Source organism: Halarchaeum acidiphilum MH1-52-1 (assembly GCF_000474235.1).
GTDB lineage: Archaea > Halobacteriota > Halobacteria > Halobacteriales > Halobacteriaceae > Halarchaeum > Halarchaeum acidiphilum.
Genome location: NZ_BATA01000051.1, coordinates 1 through 19,253, shown reverse-complemented (window position 1 = coordinate 19,253; position 19,253 = coordinate 1). Strand labels below are relative to the sequence as shown.

Genomic DNA, 19,253 nt, shown 5'->3' with positions numbered 1-19,253 from the left:
GATCCCTCCGGGATCGCGCTATTCCACGTACCGATACGTCCGCTCATTCATTCCGCCCCAGCCGTCAAAGATGAACTCGTCTTCGGGCGTCGTGAACGCCTCGAGTTCCGCCTGCTTCGCGTGGTTGTGTCGGTCGTGGACGCGCTCGTACTCCGCGAAGGTGAGGTCGTAGCGCGACTCGATCCGATCGAAGATGGAGAGCGCGTCGATCTCCTCGCGCCACCCCTCGCCCACCGTCTCGGCGTGGATCTCCGCCTGCGCGCCCGACCCGTAGGAGGCGACGAGCACCTCCTCGCCCGCGAGGTCGCGGTCGTTCTCCGCGGCGTGATGGAGCGCCGAGAGGCGCGCGAGGTGGACCGATCCCGTGTACCAGTTCCCGACGCGCTCGCTGATGGCGAGCGTCGGGTCGATGTGCGTCGCGTACCACTCGCGGTACTCCGGTCGCTCCTTCAGCGCGTCCATGTAGTCCCGGATCGCGTCGTCGAACGCCGCCTCGTCGTCGTACTCGTCGCGGCGCGGCTGGCGTCCGATATCCCCGGCGAGATCGTCCTCGACGTCCGTGCCGCGGATCGTGTGCCGGTACGCGAGGAGCGCGGCCTTGCGCACCATGCCGGGATACGGCGTGTGGAACGGCGCGTAGGCGTATTCCTCGGGACCGACCTCGCCCGCGACGCTCTCGAAGTCCACGAGCGCCTCGCGCATCCGCGCGAGATAGACCTGAATGGAGCGCTTGCCGTCGACCGACGGGAACTGCTGATTCGGCTTCAGGAAGTCCGTCTCGTCCGCGGAGCCGTGGCCCTGCTCGACGGAGAGCGCCACGAGCGAGGGGTCCTCGGTGACCCACATCGCGACGGCGCCCGCGCCCTGCGTCGCCTCGCCGGCGTCCCCGCGCTCGTAGAGGGCGGTATCGCTCGCGATGACGAGCGCCCCGCGCCCCCTATGTCGCCCCGCGCGGATCCAGTTGCACGCGTCGTCGAGGCTCTGCGTCCCCGCGATGCAGGCGAACTTCCGCTCGCCCTTGTTCGCGTGGTGGAAGTCCCCGTCGTACACCTGTTCGAGACACCCCGCGATGTAAGTGGAGACGGGCTTCGAGTTGTCGAAGGCCGACTCCGTCGCGACGTCGATCCGCCCCACGTCGTCGGGCGTGAGACCCTTCCGCTCCATCAGCCGATAGGCCGCGTTCGCGCCCATCGTCACGATGTCCTCGTGGGCGTCCGGGAACGAACTCTCGTGGAGACCCAACCCCTTCGTGTACTTCGCCGGGTCGTCGCCCTGCTCCGGGGCGAACGTCTCGGCGAGGTCGAGCGACAACTTGCCCGTCCAGACCTCGACCGCGTCGATTCCGACGGCTGTCATGGCCTGTCTTTCACGAAACTGGCTTATGGGCCTGTCGATAGGCGCTTCGACGAGTGACGAATCGCCTCAGTAGTGGCCGTTCGTGAACTCGATCATCTTCCTCGACCCGTCCGCGAACGTGAACGTCATCGTAACGCGCTTGTTTTGGACGACGTCATCGTAACGCGCTTGTTTTGGACGTCAACGGTCGGCGCGGTTTCATTCCCCCCGGCCTCCGCGGCCTCCGACCAGAATTGTTGCATCCGAATGGTGGTCTCCGACCCTTCGGTGAGCGTCGCGTTACTCGTCATCGACACGGTGTTCCCGAGTCGGTAGTATTTATTATCGCTGTTCGGGGAATCCGCCCGGTTGGCGTCGTAGTACCCGTCGCCGATGATGATCTCGGGTTGTCCACCGTTCTGATCCCACAGGTAGGTCGCGTTGGCCACGGTGACGTTCACGTCCGTGATCGTCGCGTCCCGGTTCGCCGTCATGGTGAACCCGATACTACTCCGGCTGTTATACGGGGCCGCGTCGCCGTCGTACGTTAGCGTACTGCCCCCCTCGTGCGTGCCACCGGACCCGTCGGTGCCATCCGTCACGCTGAAGTTCGTCCACTGCGCCTGCGGGCCATCGGTCCCGTTTGAGCCGAACGAGACGTTCACGATCCCGCTCCCGCTTCCCTCGTACTCGAACGTCGCGATGCCGTCCGATCCGGTCGCCGCGCTGCGTTGAGTGACGGGACCCGTCGCGTTCACGGTCACTCCTCCGCACGGGTTCAGGTACTGGTCGTGGACCCGTACGGTGAACGCGCTCGCGTCGCTCTGCGAAACCTTCCGTGCTCGCGGCGATACCCGTGTGACGTACGCCGGGTGGGCCTCGGCCCCACCCGAACCGACGTTCGCGGCGCCAATCTGGAGGTTCGCCCCCCTCTCCATCGAGAAGGTCAGGTTCTCGCCGCCGTCAGTACCGTGGACGTTCCGTGCCGTCGCCGGGAACAGTTGTGGCCACGCTTGCGTCCCGTTCACCGGGAACCGCGTCGGCATCGAGACGTTCAGCGACCCGTTCACGTAGACGCCGCCGCTCGGCGTGCTCACCGACTGGGGGTCGACCGTCGCGCTCCCGACGCCGTTCTCGCGGTAGTCGCCCGTCAGCACGACGAGCGAGACGCGATCACCCGACGCCGAGACGAGCGAGTCGCCCGTGAGAGGGAGGGACCGCTCGTCGCCGCTCGCGAAGGCGTTGTAGAGAAGGGTGTTCTCGTAGACCGTCCGCGGGGCGTCGTGGTACTCGTTGTAGTCCGGCGTGTAGACGAGTGCGCTCGTGCCGTACGAGAGGGTGTGGTCCTTGCTCTCCAGATACTCCCGCAACCCCCCGGGACCGCTCGCCGCGGTAACGTTCGTCAGCGTGACGTTCCCCAACTCCTCCGTCGCCAACCGCCCCGTCGCGGGCGGCGGATTGACCGCGACCGTCCGCCCCGGGTAGCGCGTGCCGAGCGTCACCGAGGTCGGCCGGCTGTTGCCCGACCACGCCGTCCCGAGGATCGCGTTCCGGACGTCCGTCAGTTGGTTCTGCACCTGCTGACTGTGCTGGTACTCGACGCGCTCGTTCTGCGCGGGGACGACCTGCGCCTGATAGAGCGACAGGGAGATGATGAGAATGCCGAACAGCATGATCGCGCCGACGAGTTCCGCGACGGCCCTCCGGTCGCTCATTGCTCGATCTTCTGCCGCCGAGGTCGTAAACCCGACGGCTACGCGCTCTCCTCGTCCTCGATGACCTCGGGGTCCGCGAGCGCGCTCTGGAGGCTGTCGAGGCCGCTCAGCCAGTCCGTCAGCGGGCCGTACTCCAGCTCTTCGGTGATGGAGAGATCGACTTCCTCGCCCTCGAAGAGCCGCGAGCCGGCGCCCGCCGTGAGGTCGAGCGCGCGGTCGAACTCCTCGTCCTGCTCGGCGGCCGCGGCCGCCTCGACGTACTCCTGCACGCTCGCGTCCTCGGCGGGACCGTTGGAGACGTAGACGTCCGCCGAGTAGAAGACGGCGACGAGACTCGTCTGGACGCCCTCGACGAGCATCCGCTTGTCCTCGTCGTCGAAGTCGGGTTCGGCGAGGACGACCTCGCGGATGGACTCGAGTTCGTCCATCGCCTCGTCCTGCGTGAGCTCGTCGTCCTGATGGGCGGAGACGATCTTCGCCACCGCGATCGCGACGTCGTCCTGAAGGTTGTAGAGGAGGCGCGCCGAATCCTCGTCCTCCGGATCCAGCTCCTCGTCGCGGAGTCGGTCGAGCCAGTTCTGCCAGCGTTCGGCGGAGTAGAACTCCTCCTCGGTGTCGCTCATACCCCATACGTCCGGAGCACGAGACAAATGCCTTTCCTATCGCCCGGCCGCCGCGATACCGGATCCCACGCCCGCGTCCGTCCGCTACGCGAGCGTCGCCTCGGTGTCGATCCCGTAGACGGCTTCGGGGGTCTCGACGTGCGCCCGGCGCACCGCCTCGTCGCGGCCGGCCTCGAGGAGCCAGTTCACTCGCCGCGGCACCGTCTTCGGTCCCATCACCGCGCCCGGACGATCCGGGTCGTCCACGTAATCCGTCTCCATCAGGAACGGCTCGCCCGATTCGACCGCGGTCTCCAGATAGTCCTTCTCGCACATCACGCTCTTCGTCACGCCCGCGAGCGTCCCGCTCGCGTAGTGTTTGACGACGCGCTCCGGGGGGAGACCCGCGTCCTCGGCCCACGCCCCGACGTCCGTCAGGTCCTCCGTCGTCTCCGTGTGCAACTGGAGCGCGACGCCCGTCTCGGCGGCGCGCTTCAGGGCGTGTCGGAGGACGCGATTCGAGGCGTTCCAGACGTCGTCCGAAACTTCGTAGTGGGGCCTGCCGGACTTCAGCGCGACCGGCTCGCCCGCCGCCGCGTACTCGGCGGCGACGTCGAGACCCGCGCACATCAGGTCGGCGGCCTCCTCGGGCGCGAAGCCGCGCTCGTCGACGAGCCGCGAGACGAGTCCGGGATGCACCCCCAAGACGGGCCACGCGCGCCCGCGGAGTTCGTCCGTGGCGTCCGCGACGATGTCGAGCGTCTCCTCGAAGACGGCGCGGAAGTCCGCGCCGGTCTCGGCCTCGAATCCCAGATGCCACGAGGGCTTGTTCACGACGAGCAGGTGCGTGCCGCCGGAGCGCGCGAAGTCCCGCACGGCGTCGATGCCGCGCGCGCCGTTCCGGTCGAGATGCAGGTGGTCGTCGAGTACGGGTGTGCCCAACTCGCGCATACCCACACTCCGCGCGCCGGACGTGAAAAAGCGCTACTCTTCGAGGACGAGCGCGTCGTCGGCGGCGTTCCGGAGGGCGTCCGAGCGGCCGTGCTCGCCGGGCGCGATGGCGAGCGTCGCGACGCCGTTCTCGTTCGCCTTCTCCAAGACGGGCTTGAAGTCGGTGTCGCGCGAGGCGACCGCGAGCAGGTCGACGTGCTCGCTCAGGACGAGTTCGGTCGCGTCCACGGCGAGCTTCACGTCCACGTCACCGCTCGTCACGCGCACGTCGTACCCGCGCGCCTCGCCGGCCTGAATCAGTCCCGGCGTCGCGTGCTCGTCGAGGTAGAGCCGCGAGACGACGAGGCGGCCCTCCTCCCGGGCCGCGGCCAACACGTCGTCGAGGTCCACGTCGAACTCGTCGCGCAGGACGTTCGGGCCGTCGACGAAGAGCGCGACGCCCGGATCGCCGCCCGACAGGGCGTCACGGAGCCGTTCCATACTCACTCTGTGCGCGCCGCGAGTAAAGCGGTGGCGAATCCGCGCTCGCGTCCGCCTCCGCACTCGCGCCCGCGTCCGCCTCTGCACCCGCGCCCACGCCGCCTCCGCGCTCGCGATCGTGCACGACGCGCCGTAAGAGGGTAGTGCCCCCCGGCCGCACGACGGCGTATGGCCACCGGTCTCGAATCTCAGCTCGTCGATCTCATCGCCGTGTTCATCATCGCGGCCGGCGTCGGGACCTTCGTCGCCAAGATCGGCAAATTCCCGTACACCATCGCGCTCCTCATCGCCGGTCTCGGCGCGTCCGTCATCGGCATCCACCCCGGTCTCAGCATCTCGCACGACATCATCCTCTTCGTCCTCCTGCCGCCGCTGCTCTTCGAGGGCGCGGCGAACACCGAGTTCGAGCGCTTCCGACGCAACCTCCCGATAGTGCTCGCGCTCGCCGTCGGCGGTCTCGTGCTCTCCGTCGTCTTCCTCGGACTCATCGGCCAGCAGGCGTTCGGCTTCCCGCTCCTCGTCGCGCTCCTCTTCGCGGCGATGATCCTCCCGACCGATCCCGTGAGCGTCCTCGCGCTCTTCAAGGAACTCGGCGTCTCCGACAGTCTCGCCGTCCTCGTCGAGGGCGAGAGCCTCCTGAACGACGGCGTCGGCGTCGTCCTCTTCATGACGATCGCCGACCTCGTCGTGCAGGTACAAGATGGCTCGCTCACCGCCGCGGCCGTGTTCACGCCGTCGCGCCTCGCCGACGTCGCCCTCGAGATGGTCGTCGTCGGCGTCGGCGGCGCGCTCGTCGGCCTCGTCACCGGCTACGTCGTCTACCGCGTCATGTACCACCTCGACGAGCACATGACGGAGACGGTGCTCGCGCTCGTGCTCGCCTACGGGAGCTTCCTCCTCGCCGAGCACTACCTCCACGTCAGCGGCGTCATCGCCGTCGTCACCGCCGGTCTCCTCATCGGCAACCGCGCCGCCGAGGAGGCGATGAGTCCGCAGACGAAGATCACGGTGTTCAACACCTTCGAGACCGGGTCGTTCCTCGTCAACACCTTCATCTTCCTCATGATCGGCGTCAACACGCCCATCCATCAGCTCGTCCAGTACGCCGACCTCATCGCCGTCGCCATCCCGCTCGTCCTCCTCGCGCGCGCCGTCGGCGTCTACCCGATCGTCTGGGCGATGAATCGGGTGAGCGACCGCGAGGTCCCGCTCTCATACCAACACACGATGGTCTGGTCGGGACTCCACGCCTCCATCCCGATCGCGCTCGTCCTCGGGCTTCCCGCGGGCATCGGCGAGCCGTACCGCACGCAGTTGCGCGCGCTCGTCTTCGGCGTCGCCGCGTTCAGCCTCGTCGTGCAGGGACTCACGATGAGCCGTCTCCTCGATCGGCTCGGGATCATCACTCGAAGCGACGCCCAAGAACTCTACGAGCTCCTCACGGGCCGCCAGCGCGCCGTCGACGGCGCGCTCGACGCCGCGGAGCGCCTCCGCCGACAGGGCGACCTCCCCGCGGACGTCTACGCGGATTTCACCGAGGAGTACGAGCGCGAACGCGACGACCTCCGCGAGGCCATCACCGAACTCCTGCGCACGAACCCCGAACTCCGGCACGAACAGCAGCTCGCCGGTGAGCGCCGGATCCTCAAACAGGAGAAGTCGGCCGTGATGGACGCGATGCGCCGCGGCGTCGTCTCCGATCGAATCGGCGAGCGCCTCCTCGAAGAGGTGAACCTCAAGCTCGATCGGGTGCGCGACGGCGAGACGACGGTCGGCGGCGAGGAGAACGAGGAGTTCCGCGAGTTCTGGCGCGAGAAGGCGGCCGACTTCGGCCTCGAACCGAACGATGTCGATGCCGACCGGGAGTGAGACCTACGGCCGCGTCTGCTCCGTCGGCCGGATCAGGAGTTCGTTGACGCTCACGTGCTCGGGCTGGTCGGTCGCGTAGACGATCGCGCGAGCGATGTCCGCGGGCTGGAGGACGTCCATCTGCGCGAGCATCTCCGCCGAGTGCTCGCGGATCTCCTCGTCCGGGATGTGCTCCGCGAGTTCCGTCTCGACGAACCCGGGTTCGATCAGCGTCGTCCGCACGCCGTTCTCCGCCTCCTCCTCGCGGAGTCCCTCCGTGAAGGCGTTGACGCCGAACTTCGTGGCGCTGTAGGTGCTGGACGTCTCGCCGGCGACGCGGCCCGCGACCGAGGAGACGTTGACGACGTGCCCGCCCCCGCGGAGGTGCGGCAGGGCCTCCTTCGTCGCGTTCATCAGCCCGAGGAGGTTCACCTCGACCATCGTCCGCCAGTCCTCGGGGTCGGCGTCCGCGACGGCTTCGAGGAGCATCACGCCCGCGTTGTTCACGAGGACGTCCAGCCCGCCGAGCTCGTCGACGGTGTCCGCGATCATTCGAACGACCTCGTCCCGCTCGCTCACGTCCGCGGGGACGACGAGCGCCTCGCTCCCCGTCGCCTCGACGTCGGCCGCGACCTCGCGGAGGCGGTCCTCGCGGCGCGCGGCGAGCGCGACGTCCGCACCGGCCTCGGCGAGCCGGATCGCGGTCTCCGCACCGATCCCTGACGATGCACCCGTGACGAGCGCGACGCTGTCGTCGTCGAGCATGCGGTGGCGAACGACTCCCACGCAGTTGGGGGTCCGGGAATCGGAACTGCGCGCCGACTCCGACGCATCCCGACCGAGGCGGTGAAACCGCGCGAGCCCCTCCGGGATCACATGACGCATCGATTCCGCTGGTCGCACGCGCTCGCCGACGGCCGCGAGGTCACCGTGACGCGCGTCGCCGGCGATCACGAGGGCGGCGACAAACCGTGCCGGCGCTACGACTGCCGGCTTCCGGACGGCGCATCGATCGACGCGTCGCTCGTCCCGGGCGATACCGGGCGTCTCGATCGCGACGGTGAGCGCCTCACCGTCGTCGTCCCCGACGGCGCGGACGTCGCGCGCGTCCGCTTCGGGACCGACGCGGGCGGGACGGCCCTTCCCCTGCTCGATCCGACGCTCGGTGGCCGCCTGACCGACGCCCTCCGCGGCGACGGCGAGGCCGCGCGCGCCCTCCGCGCGAACTTCGGTACCGCCGTCGCGGCCGTCCACGCCTGCGCGCACGCCCTCGACGTCGAGGGGATCGTCGCGCTCGCCGAGGCGCTCGCGGACGCGAGCGGCGCCGCGTCCGACGACCTGCACGCGCGGCGCTACCCGCTCTGCCGCGCCGCAGCGCGCGGGATAAATGGACTCGCCGTCGCGGATCCGACGGCGTTCGAAGCGCTCGCCGACGGTCTCGATTCGGTACCCGATATCGGCGACGTCGACGCGCTCGACGCGCTCGGCGACCTCGTCGCCGTCCACGGACTCGACGACGTGCGCGCCCTCGGATACGATCTCGTCCGCCTCGCGCACCGCGACGACGGCCGTTTCCGCGCCTACTGGCTCGCCGCGCTCGCCCGGGATCGCGGGATCGACGCGGCCCGCGAGGTCGCGGGCGCCGGCGGGGACGACGGCGACTACGCCCGCCTGAAGGAGCGCGCGATCGGCGCCGACTACGGCGAGCGCGGCGCGGCGTGGCGCGCGCTCTGCGGCCCGGCGAGCCGGCGCTCGCGCGAGACGTTCCGCTACGTCCTCGCGAACGCCTGCTACTGGACGGGCGAGGTGGGACGAACGGACGCCCGCGCGGACGAACTCTGCTACGACGGCGCGCTCGCCGCCGTCCCCGCCGACCTCGACTGGGTTCGCGTCCGCGCCCGCTACGAGCGCGCCCGCGCCGTCGGCCACCGCCACCGGAGCGCCACGAATCACGCGCTCGCCGTCGCCGCCTTCGAGCGCGCCCGCGAGACCGCTGAAGAGTGCCCCGACGACGACGTGACGCCGTGGGACCCCCTGTACAGCCGAACGGTCGTGGCGTCGAACGCGCACTCGGCGCGCGGCGACCACGCCGCCGCCGTCGCGGTCCTCGAGGACGGTCTCGACGCGCTCGCCGAGTATGACGTTCCCGAGGCGCGCGCCGACGAGATCACCCACCACCTCCGCGGCCAGCGCCACGAACGCCTCGCGCTGCTCGCGCGCGATAGCGAGAACGGCGCGGTGGAGACGCACCTCGACGCGGCCGTCGAGCACTACGAGGCCGCGGGTCTCGATCGCTCGCGCGAACGCGTCGCAACAAAGCGCGACGACGCGCGCCGCGAGGGCGCGAACGGCGACTCTCGCCCCCGTGCGTCCGCTCGGGCGACTCCGACGCCGCGGCCGCCGAGCGAGGATCGCGGGCCGTCGCTCGACGACATTCCCGACCTCCACGACGCCCTCACCGCGAGCGATCCAAACGCCGTCGGGAGCGTCGATCCCGGCGTCGTCGACCGCGACCCGCACGAGCCGTACTGACCGGACGTTCGCGTCCCCGCGGACGATTTGCCGCTTCGCTGTTGTCAAAGAAACCGGCGGTACTCTCGGGGAGGGGGACGTCTATACCGATTGGTCTATTCTCATTCGTTCGATGACGGAATCCGACACCACGAGCACCGCCCCGTCCCGACTGAGCCGGGTCCTCTTCGCGAGCGGTCTCGCGATCCTCGCGATCCGCAACCTCACGAACCTCGACGGCCGGATCGCCTACGCCGACGCGAAGGGCGTCCCGGCCGCGGACAAGCTCGTCCCCGCGGCGAGCGCGCTCCTCCTCGGCGGCAGCGCGAGCATCGGCCTCTGGAAGCTCCCGCGACTCGCCGCCGGCAGCATCGCGGCGTTCTTCGTCGGCGTCACGCCCCTGATGCACGACTTCTGGAACGTCGACGAGGAGTCCCGCGGCGAGGAACTCACGTCCTTCCTGCAGAACCTCACGCTGCTCGGCGCGGCCGTCGCGTTCTACGAGCACGCGACCGAGGACTAGACGACCCCCCCTTTTCAGGCCGTCGACGAGTCGATGTCGCCGTTCACGCGCACGAAGCCGTAGTCGCACTCCGGGCAGTACCACTTCGTCTTCAGCCCGAGGTGGAGGTTCGTCGCCGCCGCGCGGTAGAAGGTCCGCTCCTCGTCGCAGTCCGGGCACTCGTGTTCGAGTTCCGTGGCCATATCGGCTCTGCGGCGGCGAGCGTGTTTAACGTGTCGGGACTACACGGGGAGCGTCGTCTGTGTCGTGTCCCCGCCGCGCGCGCCCTCGTGATCGAGGAGGCGGCGTTTCACCGCCAGCGCGTCCGGACAGTCGAGGGAGAACCCGCCGAGACCGTCCGCGGCGACGACGCGATGACAGGGCACGACGATCGCGACGGGGTTGCGCCCGCAAGCCTGTCCGACCGCGACGGGCGCGCTGTCCAGCGTTTCCGCGAGGTCACCGTACGTCCGCGTCTCCCCGTACGGAATGGCCGCCATCGCGCGCATCACGTCGCCGAGGAAGCCCTCGGGGTACGCCACCTCGACGTCGAACGACTCGCGCTCATCGCGCTCGTACTCGCGGATCCGCGCGCGCAGCGTCGCCTCGCCGACGTCGAGGAGCGTCGCGTCGATCGGGAACGTCGCCCCGAAGGCCGTACATCGCACGAGCGCGGGTACGACGCACACCCCCAAAAATCCGTCACCGGCACGTCACCGGTCCGTCGCCGGGACGTCGTCGAACGGATCGGTACGGGTTTGGGGGCGGGAGACCAACGTCACGGTGATGACCGACGACCGCCGACGGACGCGGCGCGGCGTTCTCGCGGCCGGTGCAGGCACCCTCGCCGGTCTCGCCGGCTGCTCCTCGATCAACCTGAATCCGCGCTCGGGGAGCGGCGACACGAGCCACCACCGGAGTTCGAGCGGGATCGCGGTCCGCGTCGCGCCGACCGGCGACGCGCTCGCTGACCTCGACTCCCTCACCGTCCACGTCGAACAGGTCGGGATCCACCCGCGCGGGAAGTCCGCGGGGAAGCTCTACGCGGACGACACGGTCGACCTCCTCGCGAACGACGGCGACCCGACGACCTTCTTCGTGCTCGACTTCACGCCCGGGTTCTACGTCGGCCTCTCGCTCTACGGAGCGGCCGAACGGGCGACGACGACCGGCGGCGCGTCGCTCGACGCGGCGTTCGCGAACGGCGCGGACGCCCTCCACTACGGCCAGCAGTACCGCATTCGCGCTCAGAAGACCGCCGTCTTCACCGCCGGAGTCGCCGTCGAACGCACCGACGACGGCGTCACGCTCGCCGCTGATCCGAACGCGACGAGCGTGTCCACCCGTTCCGGTCGCCCGGGAACGACCGAGCGGTAGGGAAGGCCTTTGGTCGTCGCGCCCGACGCGGAACGCGTGAGTCTCACGCTCTACGCGCTGGAGGGGTGTCCGTACTGCGAGGCGGTCCACGACGCCCTCGAATCGCACGATATCGACTACGAAACGGTGTGGACGGCGGCCCTGCACTCCGAGCGCGACGAAGTCAAGCGCGTCAGCGGGCAGCGCGCCGTCCCCGTCCTCGTCGACGACGAGCGCGGCGTCACGATGCCCGAGTCGGAGAACATCTGCACGTACGTTGAGACGACGCTCGCGGACGCCGAAACGTGACGATCTACACCGGACGCGGCGACGAGGGCCGCACCGACCTCCGCGGCGCGGAACGCGTCTCGAAGACGAACGCCCGGATCGAGACCTACGGCACCGTCGACGAGGTGAACAGCCTGCTCGGCGTCGCCCTCCCGACGGGACACGACGACGTCGATGACGCGCTCCGCGAGGCCCAGAACCACCTCCACGTCGTACAGGCCGACCTCGCGAACCCCGAGCCGAGCGAGGACGACCCCCGAATCACCGAGGCGCACGTCGAGACCGTCGAGGAGTGGATCGACGACGCCGATTCGGAACTCGACCCGCTCACGCACTTCGTCCTCCCCGGTGGGAGCGACGCGGGCGCGTCACTCCATCACGCGCGCGCCGTCGCCCGGCGCGCGGAACGCCGCGCCGTCGCCCTCGCCGAAGACGAGGCGATCAACGAGACCGTCGTCGTCTATCTCAATCGCCTCTCGGACGCGCTGTTCACGCTCGCGCGCCTCCTCAACGCCCGCGAAGGCGTCCCAGAGGACGAACCCACGTACTGAGACGTCGTGCGCCTCGAGACGGCTTGCGCGCCGTCCCGCCGCGGCGCCGACGATACGCCGCCGGTGCCCACCGGCGACGCGCTCACCGAGGCGAATAAGCAGCCTTAAGTTTTCCCTGCCGCTACTCCGTGATGCGGGTCGGTGGTCTAGGCAGGTTATGACGGCTCCTTCACACGGAGCAGGCCGGCGGTTCGAATCCGCCCCGACCCATCTGAGACTCAGAGGGCCCGTAAGACCCTCTTTTCACCCGTTTCAGAGCGCGTAGCGATGGATTCATCATTTTCGGGGCGTTTTTTCGCGGGTCGCTGAGACGCGGATTCCAACAGGCTGTCTGACGGGGGTCAGCGCCGTCCCTGGGTTCCGGTGATTGATAGTGTAGCGAGGGTAAAGAATGTCAGGGATTGGCACGGGCCTCTGCCCGAACAATAAAACAAGGCCTATCGACGATATTTCAACAGGTTCCGCTGTTTCACTGTATTCGGTAAGGCCAGCAGGGAAGGGGGAGGTCGCAAAGATACCCCGGGTCACTTCACTCAGACACTCACCACTTCGCCGGTGACCCGGACCATACTGTACTACTCAGTGGCTCCAGAACAGCATCAAATAGCGTATCGACGTATTATCGTACTTTCCAGAACGTCTTCGAACCGCCACTGATTACCGAATACTCGAACGTGAAGTACAGCGGCGACACGCCCTTCGGGACTTCGAATGCGATTTTCCCTCGAGTCTTCCCGCCACTCGCAACATCGCCTCCCTGATACGCCTGCGTCAGCTGACTAGACGCCCCAGCCGCGTAACTGAACGACCTCCCGGTTCCATCCTTCATCGCCATTTGCAGGAGGGACGAAAACGAGACCGACGAATCAGTATTATTCGCCGTCGTCACGTCCACGATGGCATATTCCCGTCCCTGAGGGGCTTGGGTGTACTGTCCGAGCGACGTCTTGAATTCCACCCCGTTCACGGTCACCTGTATGCCGTCGTGAGTCACCGAGTCGCCAACGCCGTGAATCGGGACGTGCAGTGACTGCTTGAGGTCTCCGACCGACCCCGCTGACGAGGAAAGATCGACGGTGACACGGTTCAGCTCAAAGAAAGAGAACGAAGAGAAGTCGAACTGAAGCGTCAGACCGCTCGCATCCTGCGGAATTTCGAACGCGATGTCACCACGCGCGACTTCACCTGGCGCCAGCTGTCCGCCCTGGAACGCGCTGTCCGACACGCTCAATGTCGGCGTGTACGTGTATCCTTCGCTATCCTGGATTTTCGTCTGAAGGAAACTACTGAAGTTCGCGTACTTCTTCTGCGTCGTGTTCTTCACCTCCAACCGAACCACAGCATACGTGTTCCCGTCCTCCGCCTTTTGGTATTCACCGAGCGAATCCGTCTTCGACAGCGACTTCACTACCATGCTCAGCTGATCATCCGATACGACCTCCCCGAGCTTCACGGAGGCTGACCGCGGTTGTTCCGTCGTTTTCTCCGTCTCGTGCTCTGCCGTGGTATCCGTACTGGTTTGGGATTGAGTTGAGGTTGACTCGCTCGTTGAGGTGTCAGTCGGTGAGTTCCCGCTTCCACCGCTACTGCAACCTGCGAGGGCGACCGTGGCAAGTGGGGCGAGTTTCAGAAGTTTACGTCGGGTCTTATCTACCATACGCTGACCCATATTCTCTGGGAGTATAAAACATGACTCCTAAATTAGATTATTCACGGTACAATATTTCTCGTTCAAACTGCCTCTGTTTGAATCGCTACTTTCGCTCGCTTGTGTCCGGAGTAATGACGAGAACAGCATTTCGCGTGCCCGGGACCAATCAACCAAGCCAATCCAGTTCCTGTTTCTCAGTGAGGGTCACTCCCAGTGTGCGAATACACTCGTAGTGTCCCTACGAACTTCCCAGCGCCCGCCTCTCCGCTGAAATGCCAGGGTCGAACTCCTGACTGCGGTCGGCACTCGCAACGACAGTGGGTACATCGAATTCCCACCGTTTACCCCAATACGGGCACTATCTCGAGAGGATGGGCCGAAGAATCCAACACCATCACGCCCCCCGCTCGCACTCCTCCAGGCCGCCCGCGATGCGCTCGGCAGATACGACGAGGAATACGCTGAAGACGACCTCAACGAAGCCCTTGCCCGCCTCCATCACGAGGCGACCGAGAACTTCAGCGACATCCCCACGGAGGGACCATACTCTGTGGCCGATGGCTATCTCGTCTATGCCGTCCCGGTGGACGCTTGGTGTCGACTGTGCGAATCTCTTGAAATCTACGAGGATGCCCGCAAGTGGTCGTTCAGGGCCGAACTACTGTGCGCCCTCCGCATCGCCGCTAAAGATCCATGCGAACCACAGCAGGACGTCAGGGGCGCTATTACCGACAAGAACCGGCCTTTTGTCGTTCAAGCGCCATGGGCGTGAACCCATTCACTAGGATTGGCTGATTGGGGCTCTGTATCCCCACGACTGATAGTATTGCTATGCGGTACACAGAGAAAGTATAGGTTACTAATGACTTCACTCAGCGAGTAGTTCCTCGTACTGACTTTCTCTAATATGTACTGTGAAGTTGACGCCTCGACGATCGACTGATCGAATACTGGATACGACAGATCGGATTTCTTCCTCAGCATATGGTTTGGAAGTATGCGTGTTAGCTGTTTCACTCGCATACTTTGCACCCGTTGTTTCGTTCCGTATCTCTTCTGCCCGAATATCTGTCTCAGTGCCTTCACGCCACGTTTCAATCACCATCAAGTCATCAGGACGTCCTGGAGTAGCTTGGAGATCAAATTTGACGCTCACTTCTTTGAGGGATTCGAATTCTCCGTATACCTGAACTTGATTTCCTCCCCACTTTTTGGCTCGCCGCATCGCTTCTTCTGCTCGCCCCTTCCCCTCCTCAAAATTTGTCGATTCGGTTTCTGTTCCCGCGATCCCGATGCTCACCGTAACTTCGGCTCCATTTGGTTCGTCATCACGAACAGTTTCTCGGAATGTCTCCATGATACTCTTAGCTTGATCCTTATCAGTATCTGGTAGAATGACAACGAACTCATCACCTTGCCCGTATTCCCGAGTAAAGTCTGCAAGGTCGGGTACACACTCAACTCCGATCTCATTTACTCTCGCAATCACTTCGTCTCCAAACTGATGCCCGTGTGTATCATTGATGTACTTGAAATCGTCAATGTCAAGGTAACCGATGGTCGTGTTCTCATCTATAGAGCGGTTATTTCCCGTTGGTGAATCGGACATGTCAGTCTGTAGTTGGCGGTTTTAATGCTTAATTGTTGGTCTATACTGGTTGACCCGAGTAGCGGTATTATTACGAGTCCCTTGTTCAAGATACGCATCGTGTATTCATCCGGACTGCTAAAGCACATCACTAATTTGATGGTCCAACAAGGCCGCTGATCAAGAACTCAAAACAAGCAGACACCGCTGACAAATACCCGTCTTTTTCTCGTCGGAGCCGAACTATTCAGTGTATGGGAGAAGTGATCGGTGAAGGGCGCTGGTCGACACTCCTTACAGTGGCGATAGTAGTAGGCACCCTTCTACTCGTGGCGGATCGGTCACCAAACTTGTTCCTCCTTGCCATACTCCTGGGATTGAGCGTCATTGGGCTCGGCCACCGCCTGTACGACCTCTATGTGTTTACGAGTGGGAAGTGACGATGCTCTCCCCCACGACTTCCTAGTCTAAGTAAAGACTATGTAGGGTGGGGGAAATGTTGAGAGCATCGCAATGGTTCGCAAGCGCGTTTCGCGGAACACCGGGCAATCCGGTCGAATCAACGTTTCCGGTGACGAACTCGATACACTCGACCTCGACATCGGAGACGACGTCGAAGTCGACGTGGCAGACGCGAAGGAAGTCGCCCACGCCCTCATCGACAGCAAGGATACCGAGCGCTTTCTGATCATCTCCCCCGTCTAATCCATGTCAGCGCAGATCACCTTCGACTACCGGACGAACCGCGATCTGTTCTCCAATCACTACCTCGACGACCACCTCCCGGACACCGAAGAATGGAACGACGTCTCGGAGGACGAGCTCAGGGACGCGTACGACCGGATTCACTCCCTCTGGGAGCGCGAGCAGGACACCGCGCCACAGCGCAACGAGTCCCAGCTCGAGGAGAAGTTCATCCGCCCCATGTTCCGGGAGCTGGGGATTCCCTTCGAGGTCGAGGAGAGCGTCGACCGAGGTGCCCGTCGCCCGGACTACGGCTTTTTCGAGTCTGAGGATGCCGCGAGAACTGCATTCCAGCGCCGGGAGGAGGGCGACGACTTCTACGAGAATGCCGTCGCCGTCGCGGACGCCAAACGCTGGGGTCGCGCGCTCGACACGCGCGGCGAACGCGAACGCGACTTCGAGAATCCCAGCTACCAGATTCACGTCTACCTCCAGGAGACGCCCACACAGTGGGCCGTTCTCACGAACGGCAAGAAGTGGCGACTGTACTACGGGCCGACCAGCCACCGGCTGGACTCCTACTACGAGATCGACCTGCCGACCGTCCTTGAACAGGGCAACCTTGAGGAGTTCAAGTACTTTTACCTCTTCTTCCGGCAGGAAGCGTTCCTGCCCGACGCGAGTGGCGATTCCTTCCTCGACGACGTCTACGACGAGTCCAACATCTTCGCCCAGGAGTTAGGGGAGGACCTTCAGGACAACATCTACGAGGCGATTAAGGTGCTCTCGGAGGGCTTCCTCCAGTACCCGGACAACGACCTGGGGGCGGAGGCGCTTGACGATGCCGACCTGCTCCCTGACACCCGTTCGAGTTTCGAGGAGGCTCGGCTTGACCTCGTGCACGACGCATCGCTCATCTACCTGTACCGGCTTATCTTCGTGCTGTACGCGGAGAGCGAGGGTCGCGACCTGCTGAACACGGACAACGAGATATACCGCGAGTCCTACAGCCTGAACTCGCTGAAGCAGGACGTCGCTGAAGAGCGCGACAGCGCCGATCCGTCGTACCGCGACTGGCAGGACAACCTCTGGTCCCGCCTCGACGAGCTGTTCACGCTCATCGACCAGGGGAGCAAGTCGAAGGGCATCCCCAAAGACGACCTCTACATTCCCGCGTACAACGGTGGGCTGTTCCGCACTGACCCGGAGGAAGACGATAGTCGCGAAGCGCGCTTCCTCGCCCGCTACGAGGCTGGGGACGAGCATCTCGCGGAGGTCATCGACCTGCTAACGCGGAGTGAGAACGCGAACGGCGGCGGGAAGATTTTCGTGGACTACTCGTCGCTGGACATCCGCCACCTCGGGAGCATCTACGAAGGGCTCCTCGAGTACGACCTCAACGTGGCGGGGGAGCCACTGACGCTTGATGATGGCGAGTACGTTTCCGCCGATGTGGGCGACGATGTCGCGGTGGAGACGGGTGACGTGTACCTCACGACAGACAGTGGTGAGCGCAAGGCCACGGGCTCGTACTACACTCCCGAGTACGTCGTCGAGTACATCGTCGAAGAAACGCTGGGACCGCTCGTCGACGACATCTATCAGGATCTGCTCGCGTCGGACCCGTGGGGGCAGGAGGGCGGGGGAGCGTTCGCGGAGGACTTCGCAGAACGCGTGTTCGACCTGAAAATCCTGGACCCGGCGATGGGGAGTGGGCACTTCCTCACGAGCGCGGTCGACTATCTCGCGCGGGGGATTATCAACGCCCAAGAGCGCCAGGCCGAACAGCAGGGTGTCGAGTCTATCGACCAGTCGCACGACATCAACTGGGCGCGCCGCCAGGTCGCCCAACGGTGTATCTACGGCGTGGACTTGAACCCCCTTGCCGTCGAGTTGGCGAAAGTCTCGCTGTGGCTCCGCACGCTCGCGGCCGAACAGCCACTCGCCTTCCTCGACCACCACCTAAAGACCGGAAATTCGCTCGTCGGGAGCGACATAGAGGAGGTGCTCGGCAACGGGGAATCTGAGACAGAGGGTGGTCAGCTTACTCTCCAGCAGTCGTTCGCGCGGACGCGCCAACAGGCTCTCGAACACGTCATGGATCGCTTTCAGGACTTGCTCTCCATTGACAACGAGTCCTTGGCGGACATCAAGGAGATGGAGGCGGCCTTCGAGGAGGTCCGGGACGATCCGCTCTATCAGCATTTGCTGGCGATGGCCAACGTCCACACGGCCGAGGAATTCGGACTTGATGTGCCGGGCGATGCCTACGAGCGGATGGCTGAAGCGCTCCGGGACGATTCGTGGGCGGACATTGAGGGGCAGGACTGGTTCGAGAGTGCACAGGCGATGGCCGAGGGGGAGGCGTTCTTCCACTGGGAGCTCGAGTTCCCTGTGGCGTTCTATGGAGAGAGTGGGAAGCGATTAGAGGACTCTGGGTTTGATGCCGTTATTGGAAATCCGCCGTATCTAGCGGGTCGTGAATGGGGAGAAGATCTTCGAAAAGCTAGGCCGTTTTTCCAAGGAAGATATAGCTGTATGTCTGACCAATACGATCTATTTGCTCTCTTTATCCAGCTTGGGGTGGATCTCACCAGTCGACAGGGACAGTTCGGGTTTATCACTCCAAATACATGGTTGAATAATAGCCATTACGAGGCCCTACGCGAATGGTTATTGGAACGGATCGAGGTGCAGGGGGTCGGTGATTTCCGCTCTGTAAATGTATTCCCAGATGCGACGGTATTACCTATTGTATTTACTGCAAAACTAACACAGACTTCTCGTTCGAGGAAGTTCCCCATCGATCGGTTCGCGTCTCCAACAGAGAACGTCAGAGAATGGTCCACAACTGAAGCGTGGGATCTCTTTGATGGAACGGTGTTCAGTCTTTCAGTGAGAACGAATGACTTTGAGATACTAGAGAAAATTGACGATAATAGCCACAAGGTAAGCGATCACTGCATCAGCCGATTTGGTGTGAAAGTATACCAAAAGGGAAAGGGATCTCCCCCTCAGTCTGGCGAAGAAGCCGAACAGGACGTGTTTCGCTCAGCGAAGAAAGAGGGAGAAGACTACTATCCATACGTCCGGGGTCGGGACGTAAGTGCATGGCACGTAGACTCGGGGACCCGGTGGCTCGAGTACGGTCAGCATTTAGCCGAGCCAAGGAGTCTCAGTACCTCACAAAG

General features: G+C 64.7%; 18 protein-coding genes, 1 tRNA gene and 1 pseudogene. 10 read left to right on the top strand and 10 right to left on the bottom strand.

Annotated elements, in window-relative coordinates; translation table 11 throughout:
• Window positions 1-18: 18 nt before the first annotated feature.
• The 5 genes from hmgB to AOZ13_RS09635 form a co-directional block, all read right to left on the bottom strand.
• Window positions 19-1,356 carry a hydroxymethylglutaryl-CoA synthase gene (gene hmgB / locus AOZ13_RS09655; RefSeq protein ID WP_020221801.1) on the bottom strand — a complete coding sequence of 446 codons (1,338 nt, stop codon included), beginning with the start codon at window positions 1,354-1,356 and terminating at the stop codon, window positions 19-21.
• 125 nt (window positions 1,357-1,481) lie between these two features.
• Window positions 1,482-3,050, bottom strand: coding sequence for an Ig-like domain-containing protein (locus tag AOZ13_RS09650; RefSeq protein ID WP_021780447.1), 1,569 nt, complete (start codon window positions 3,048-3,050; stop codon window positions 1,482-1,484).
• Window positions 3,051-3,088: 38 nt separating this feature from the next.
• A complete protein-coding gene (locus AOZ13_RS09645; protein WP_020221799.1) occupies window positions 3,089-3,673 on the bottom strand; it encodes a DUF2150 family protein in 585 nt (194 codons plus the stop codon).
• An 84-nt stretch (window positions 3,674-3,757) separates the two neighbouring features.
• Window positions 3,758-4,603 (bottom strand): TatD family hydrolase, encoded by an 846-nt coding sequence (locus AOZ13_RS09640; RefSeq protein WP_020221798.1) that lies wholly within the window; start codon window positions 4,601-4,603, stop codon window positions 3,758-3,760.
• Between the two features lie 33 nt (window positions 4,604-4,636).
• On the bottom strand, window positions 4,637-5,083 hold the full coding sequence (locus AOZ13_RS09635; protein ID WP_020221797.1) for an NYN domain-containing protein: 447 nt from the start codon (window positions 5,081-5,083) through the stop codon (window positions 4,637-4,639).
• Window positions 5,084-5,251: 168 nt separating this feature from the next.
• Here AOZ13_RS09635 and AOZ13_RS09630 point away from each other — a divergent pair, with 168 nt between their 5' ends.
• Complete coding sequence (locus tag AOZ13_RS09630; protein WP_020222556.1) at window positions 5,252-6,952, top strand: cation:proton antiporter; 1,701 nt, start codon at window positions 5,252-5,254, stop codon at window positions 6,950-6,952.
• 3 nt (window positions 6,953-6,955) lie between these two features.
• On the opposite strand, the gene AOZ13_RS09625 is transcribed toward AOZ13_RS09630, so the two are convergent.
• The gene (locus AOZ13_RS09625) at window positions 6,956-7,696 is read right to left on the bottom strand and encodes an SDR family oxidoreductase (RefSeq protein WP_020222557.1); all 741 of its coding nucleotides are present in this window, start codon (window positions 7,694-7,696) and stop codon (window positions 6,956-6,958) included.
• Window positions 7,697-7,807: 111 nt separating this feature from the next.
• Here AOZ13_RS09625 and AOZ13_RS09620 point away from each other — a divergent pair, with 111 nt between their 5' ends.
• Together AOZ13_RS09620 and AOZ13_RS09615 are read left to right on the top strand one after the other, a co-directional pair.
• On the top strand, window positions 7,808-9,463 hold the full coding sequence (locus AOZ13_RS09620; RefSeq protein ID WP_148294580.1) for a hypothetical protein: 1,656 nt from the start codon (window positions 7,808-7,810) through the stop codon (window positions 9,461-9,463).
• Between the two features lie 112 nt (window positions 9,464-9,575).
• Entirely contained in the window at window positions 9,576-9,965 is a 390-nt protein-coding gene (locus tag AOZ13_RS09615; protein WP_020221393.1) for a DoxX family protein, read from the top strand.
• Window positions 9,966-9,979: 14 nt separating this feature from the next.
• On the opposite strand, the gene AOZ13_RS14480 is transcribed toward AOZ13_RS09615, so the two are convergent.
• Both AOZ13_RS14480 and AOZ13_RS15010 read right to left on the bottom strand, forming a co-directional pair.
• Window positions 9,980-10,147: a DUF7838 family putative zinc beta-ribbon protein gene (locus AOZ13_RS14480; RefSeq protein WP_020221392.1), complete on the bottom strand. Its 168-nt coding sequence runs from the start codon at window positions 10,145-10,147 to the stop codon at window positions 9,980-9,982.
• 39 nt (window positions 10,148-10,186) lie between these two features.
• Entirely contained in the window at window positions 10,187-10,612 is a 426-nt protein-coding gene (locus tag AOZ13_RS15010) for a methylated-DNA--[protein]-cysteine S-methyltransferase (RefSeq protein ID WP_021780443.1), read from the bottom strand.
• 118 nt (window positions 10,613-10,730) lie between these two features.
• Between AOZ13_RS15010 and AOZ13_RS09605 the strand changes: the two genes are divergently transcribed.
• The 4 genes from AOZ13_RS09605 to AOZ13_RS09590 all read left to right on the top strand — a co-directional run bounded on the left by AOZ13_RS09605 (window position 10,731) and on the right by AOZ13_RS09590 (window position 12,349).
• Window positions 10,731-11,321, top strand: a complete 591-nt coding sequence (locus tag AOZ13_RS09605; RefSeq protein WP_020221390.1) for a hypothetical protein — start codon at window positions 10,731-10,733, stop codon at window positions 11,319-11,321.
• 36 nt (window positions 11,322-11,357) lie between these two features.
• Entirely contained in the window at window positions 11,358-11,609 is a 252-nt protein-coding gene (locus tag AOZ13_RS09600; protein ID WP_044957410.1) for a glutaredoxin family protein, read from the top strand.
• Window positions 11,606-12,139 carry a cob(I)yrinic acid a,c-diamide adenosyltransferase gene (locus AOZ13_RS09595; protein ID WP_021780442.1) on the top strand — a complete coding sequence of 178 codons (534 nt, stop codon included), beginning with the start codon at window positions 11,606-11,608 and terminating at the stop codon, window positions 12,137-12,139. The genes AOZ13_RS09600 and AOZ13_RS09595 overlap by 4 nt, the downstream gene beginning before the upstream one ends.
• A gap of 135 nt (window positions 12,140-12,274) precedes the next feature.
• A tRNA-Val gene (locus AOZ13_RS09590) sits at window positions 12,275-12,349 on the top strand.
• Between the two features lie 409 nt (window positions 12,350-12,758).
• On the opposite strand, the gene AOZ13_RS09585 is transcribed toward AOZ13_RS09590, so the two are convergent.
• Both AOZ13_RS09585 and AOZ13_RS09580 read right to left on the bottom strand, forming a co-directional pair.
• Window positions 12,759-13,796 (bottom strand): DUF4352 domain-containing protein, encoded by a 1,038-nt coding sequence (locus AOZ13_RS09585; RefSeq protein WP_159103061.1) that lies wholly within the window; start codon window positions 13,794-13,796, stop codon window positions 12,759-12,761.
• Window positions 13,797-14,658: 862 nt separating this feature from the next.
• Window positions 14,659-15,408: pseudogene (locus AOZ13_RS09580) on the bottom strand (GGDEF domain-containing protein); the annotation flags it as partial.
• A 224-nt stretch (window positions 15,409-15,632) separates the two neighbouring features.
• Between AOZ13_RS09580 and AOZ13_RS09575 the strand changes: the two are divergent.
• The 3 genes from AOZ13_RS09575 to AOZ13_RS09565 all read left to right on the top strand — a co-directional run.
• Window positions 15,633-15,818, top strand: a complete 186-nt coding sequence (locus AOZ13_RS09575) for a hypothetical protein (RefSeq protein ID WP_020221384.1) — start codon at window positions 15,633-15,635, stop codon at window positions 15,816-15,818.
• A 73-nt stretch (window positions 15,819-15,891) separates the two neighbouring features.
• Window positions 15,892-16,083, top strand: coding sequence for a hypothetical protein (locus AOZ13_RS09570; RefSeq protein ID WP_020221383.1), 192 nt, complete (start codon window positions 15,892-15,894; stop codon window positions 16,081-16,083).
• A gap of 3 nt (window positions 16,084-16,086) precedes the next feature.
• A partial coding sequence (locus AOZ13_RS09565) for an Eco57I restriction-modification methylase domain-containing protein (RefSeq protein ID WP_049934049.1) occupies window positions 16,087-19,253 on the top strand: 3,167 nt, incomplete at its 3' end.

Bases quoted from the DNA above. Each gene is read 5' to 3' on its own strand.
- hmgB (WP_020221801.1), bottom strand. From the start codon at position 1,356: ATGACAGCCGTCGGAATCGACGCGGTCGAGGTCTGGACGGGCAAGTTG.
- AOZ13_RS09650 (WP_021780447.1), bottom strand. From the start codon at position 3,050: ATGAGCGACCGGAGGGCCGTCGCGGAACTCGTCGGCGCGATCATGCTG.
- AOZ13_RS09645 (WP_020221799.1), bottom strand. From the start codon at position 3,673: ATGAGCGACACCGAGGAGGAGTTCTACTCCGCCGAACGCTGGCAGAAC.
- AOZ13_RS09640 (WP_020221798.1), bottom strand. From the start codon at position 4,603: ATGCGCGAGTTGGGCACACCCGTACTCGACGACCACCTGCATCTCGAC.
- AOZ13_RS09635 (WP_020221797.1), bottom strand. From the start codon at position 5,083: ATGGAACGGCTCCGTGACGCCCTGTCGGGCGGCGATCCGGGCGTCGCG.
- AOZ13_RS09630 (WP_020222556.1), top strand. From the start codon at position 5,252: ATGGCCACCGGTCTCGAATCTCAGCTCGTCGATCTCATCGCCGTGTTC.
- AOZ13_RS09625 (WP_020222557.1), bottom strand. From the start codon at position 7,696: ATGCTCGACGACGACAGCGTCGCGCTCGTCACGGGTGCATCGTCAGGG.
- AOZ13_RS09620 (WP_148294580.1), top strand. From the start codon at position 7,808: ATGACGCATCGATTCCGCTGGTCGCACGCGCTCGCCGACGGCCGCGAG.
- AOZ13_RS09615 (WP_020221393.1), top strand. From the start codon at position 9,576: ATGACGGAATCCGACACCACGAGCACCGCCCCGTCCCGACTGAGCCGG.
- AOZ13_RS14480 (WP_020221392.1), bottom strand. From the start codon at position 10,147: ATGGCCACGGAACTCGAACACGAGTGCCCGGACTGCGACGAGGAGCGG.
- AOZ13_RS09605 (WP_020221390.1), top strand. From the start codon at position 10,731: ATGACCGACGACCGCCGACGGACGCGGCGCGGCGTTCTCGCGGCCGGT.
- AOZ13_RS09585 (WP_159103061.1), bottom strand. From the start codon at position 13,796: ATGGTAGATAAGACCCGACGTAAACTTCTGAAACTCGCCCCACTTGCC.
- AOZ13_RS09575 (WP_020221384.1), top strand. From the start codon at position 15,633: ATGGGAGAAGTGATCGGTGAAGGGCGCTGGTCGACACTCCTTACAGTG.
- AOZ13_RS09570 (WP_020221383.1), top strand. From the start codon at position 15,892: ATGGTTCGCAAGCGCGTTTCGCGGAACACCGGGCAATCCGGTCGAATC.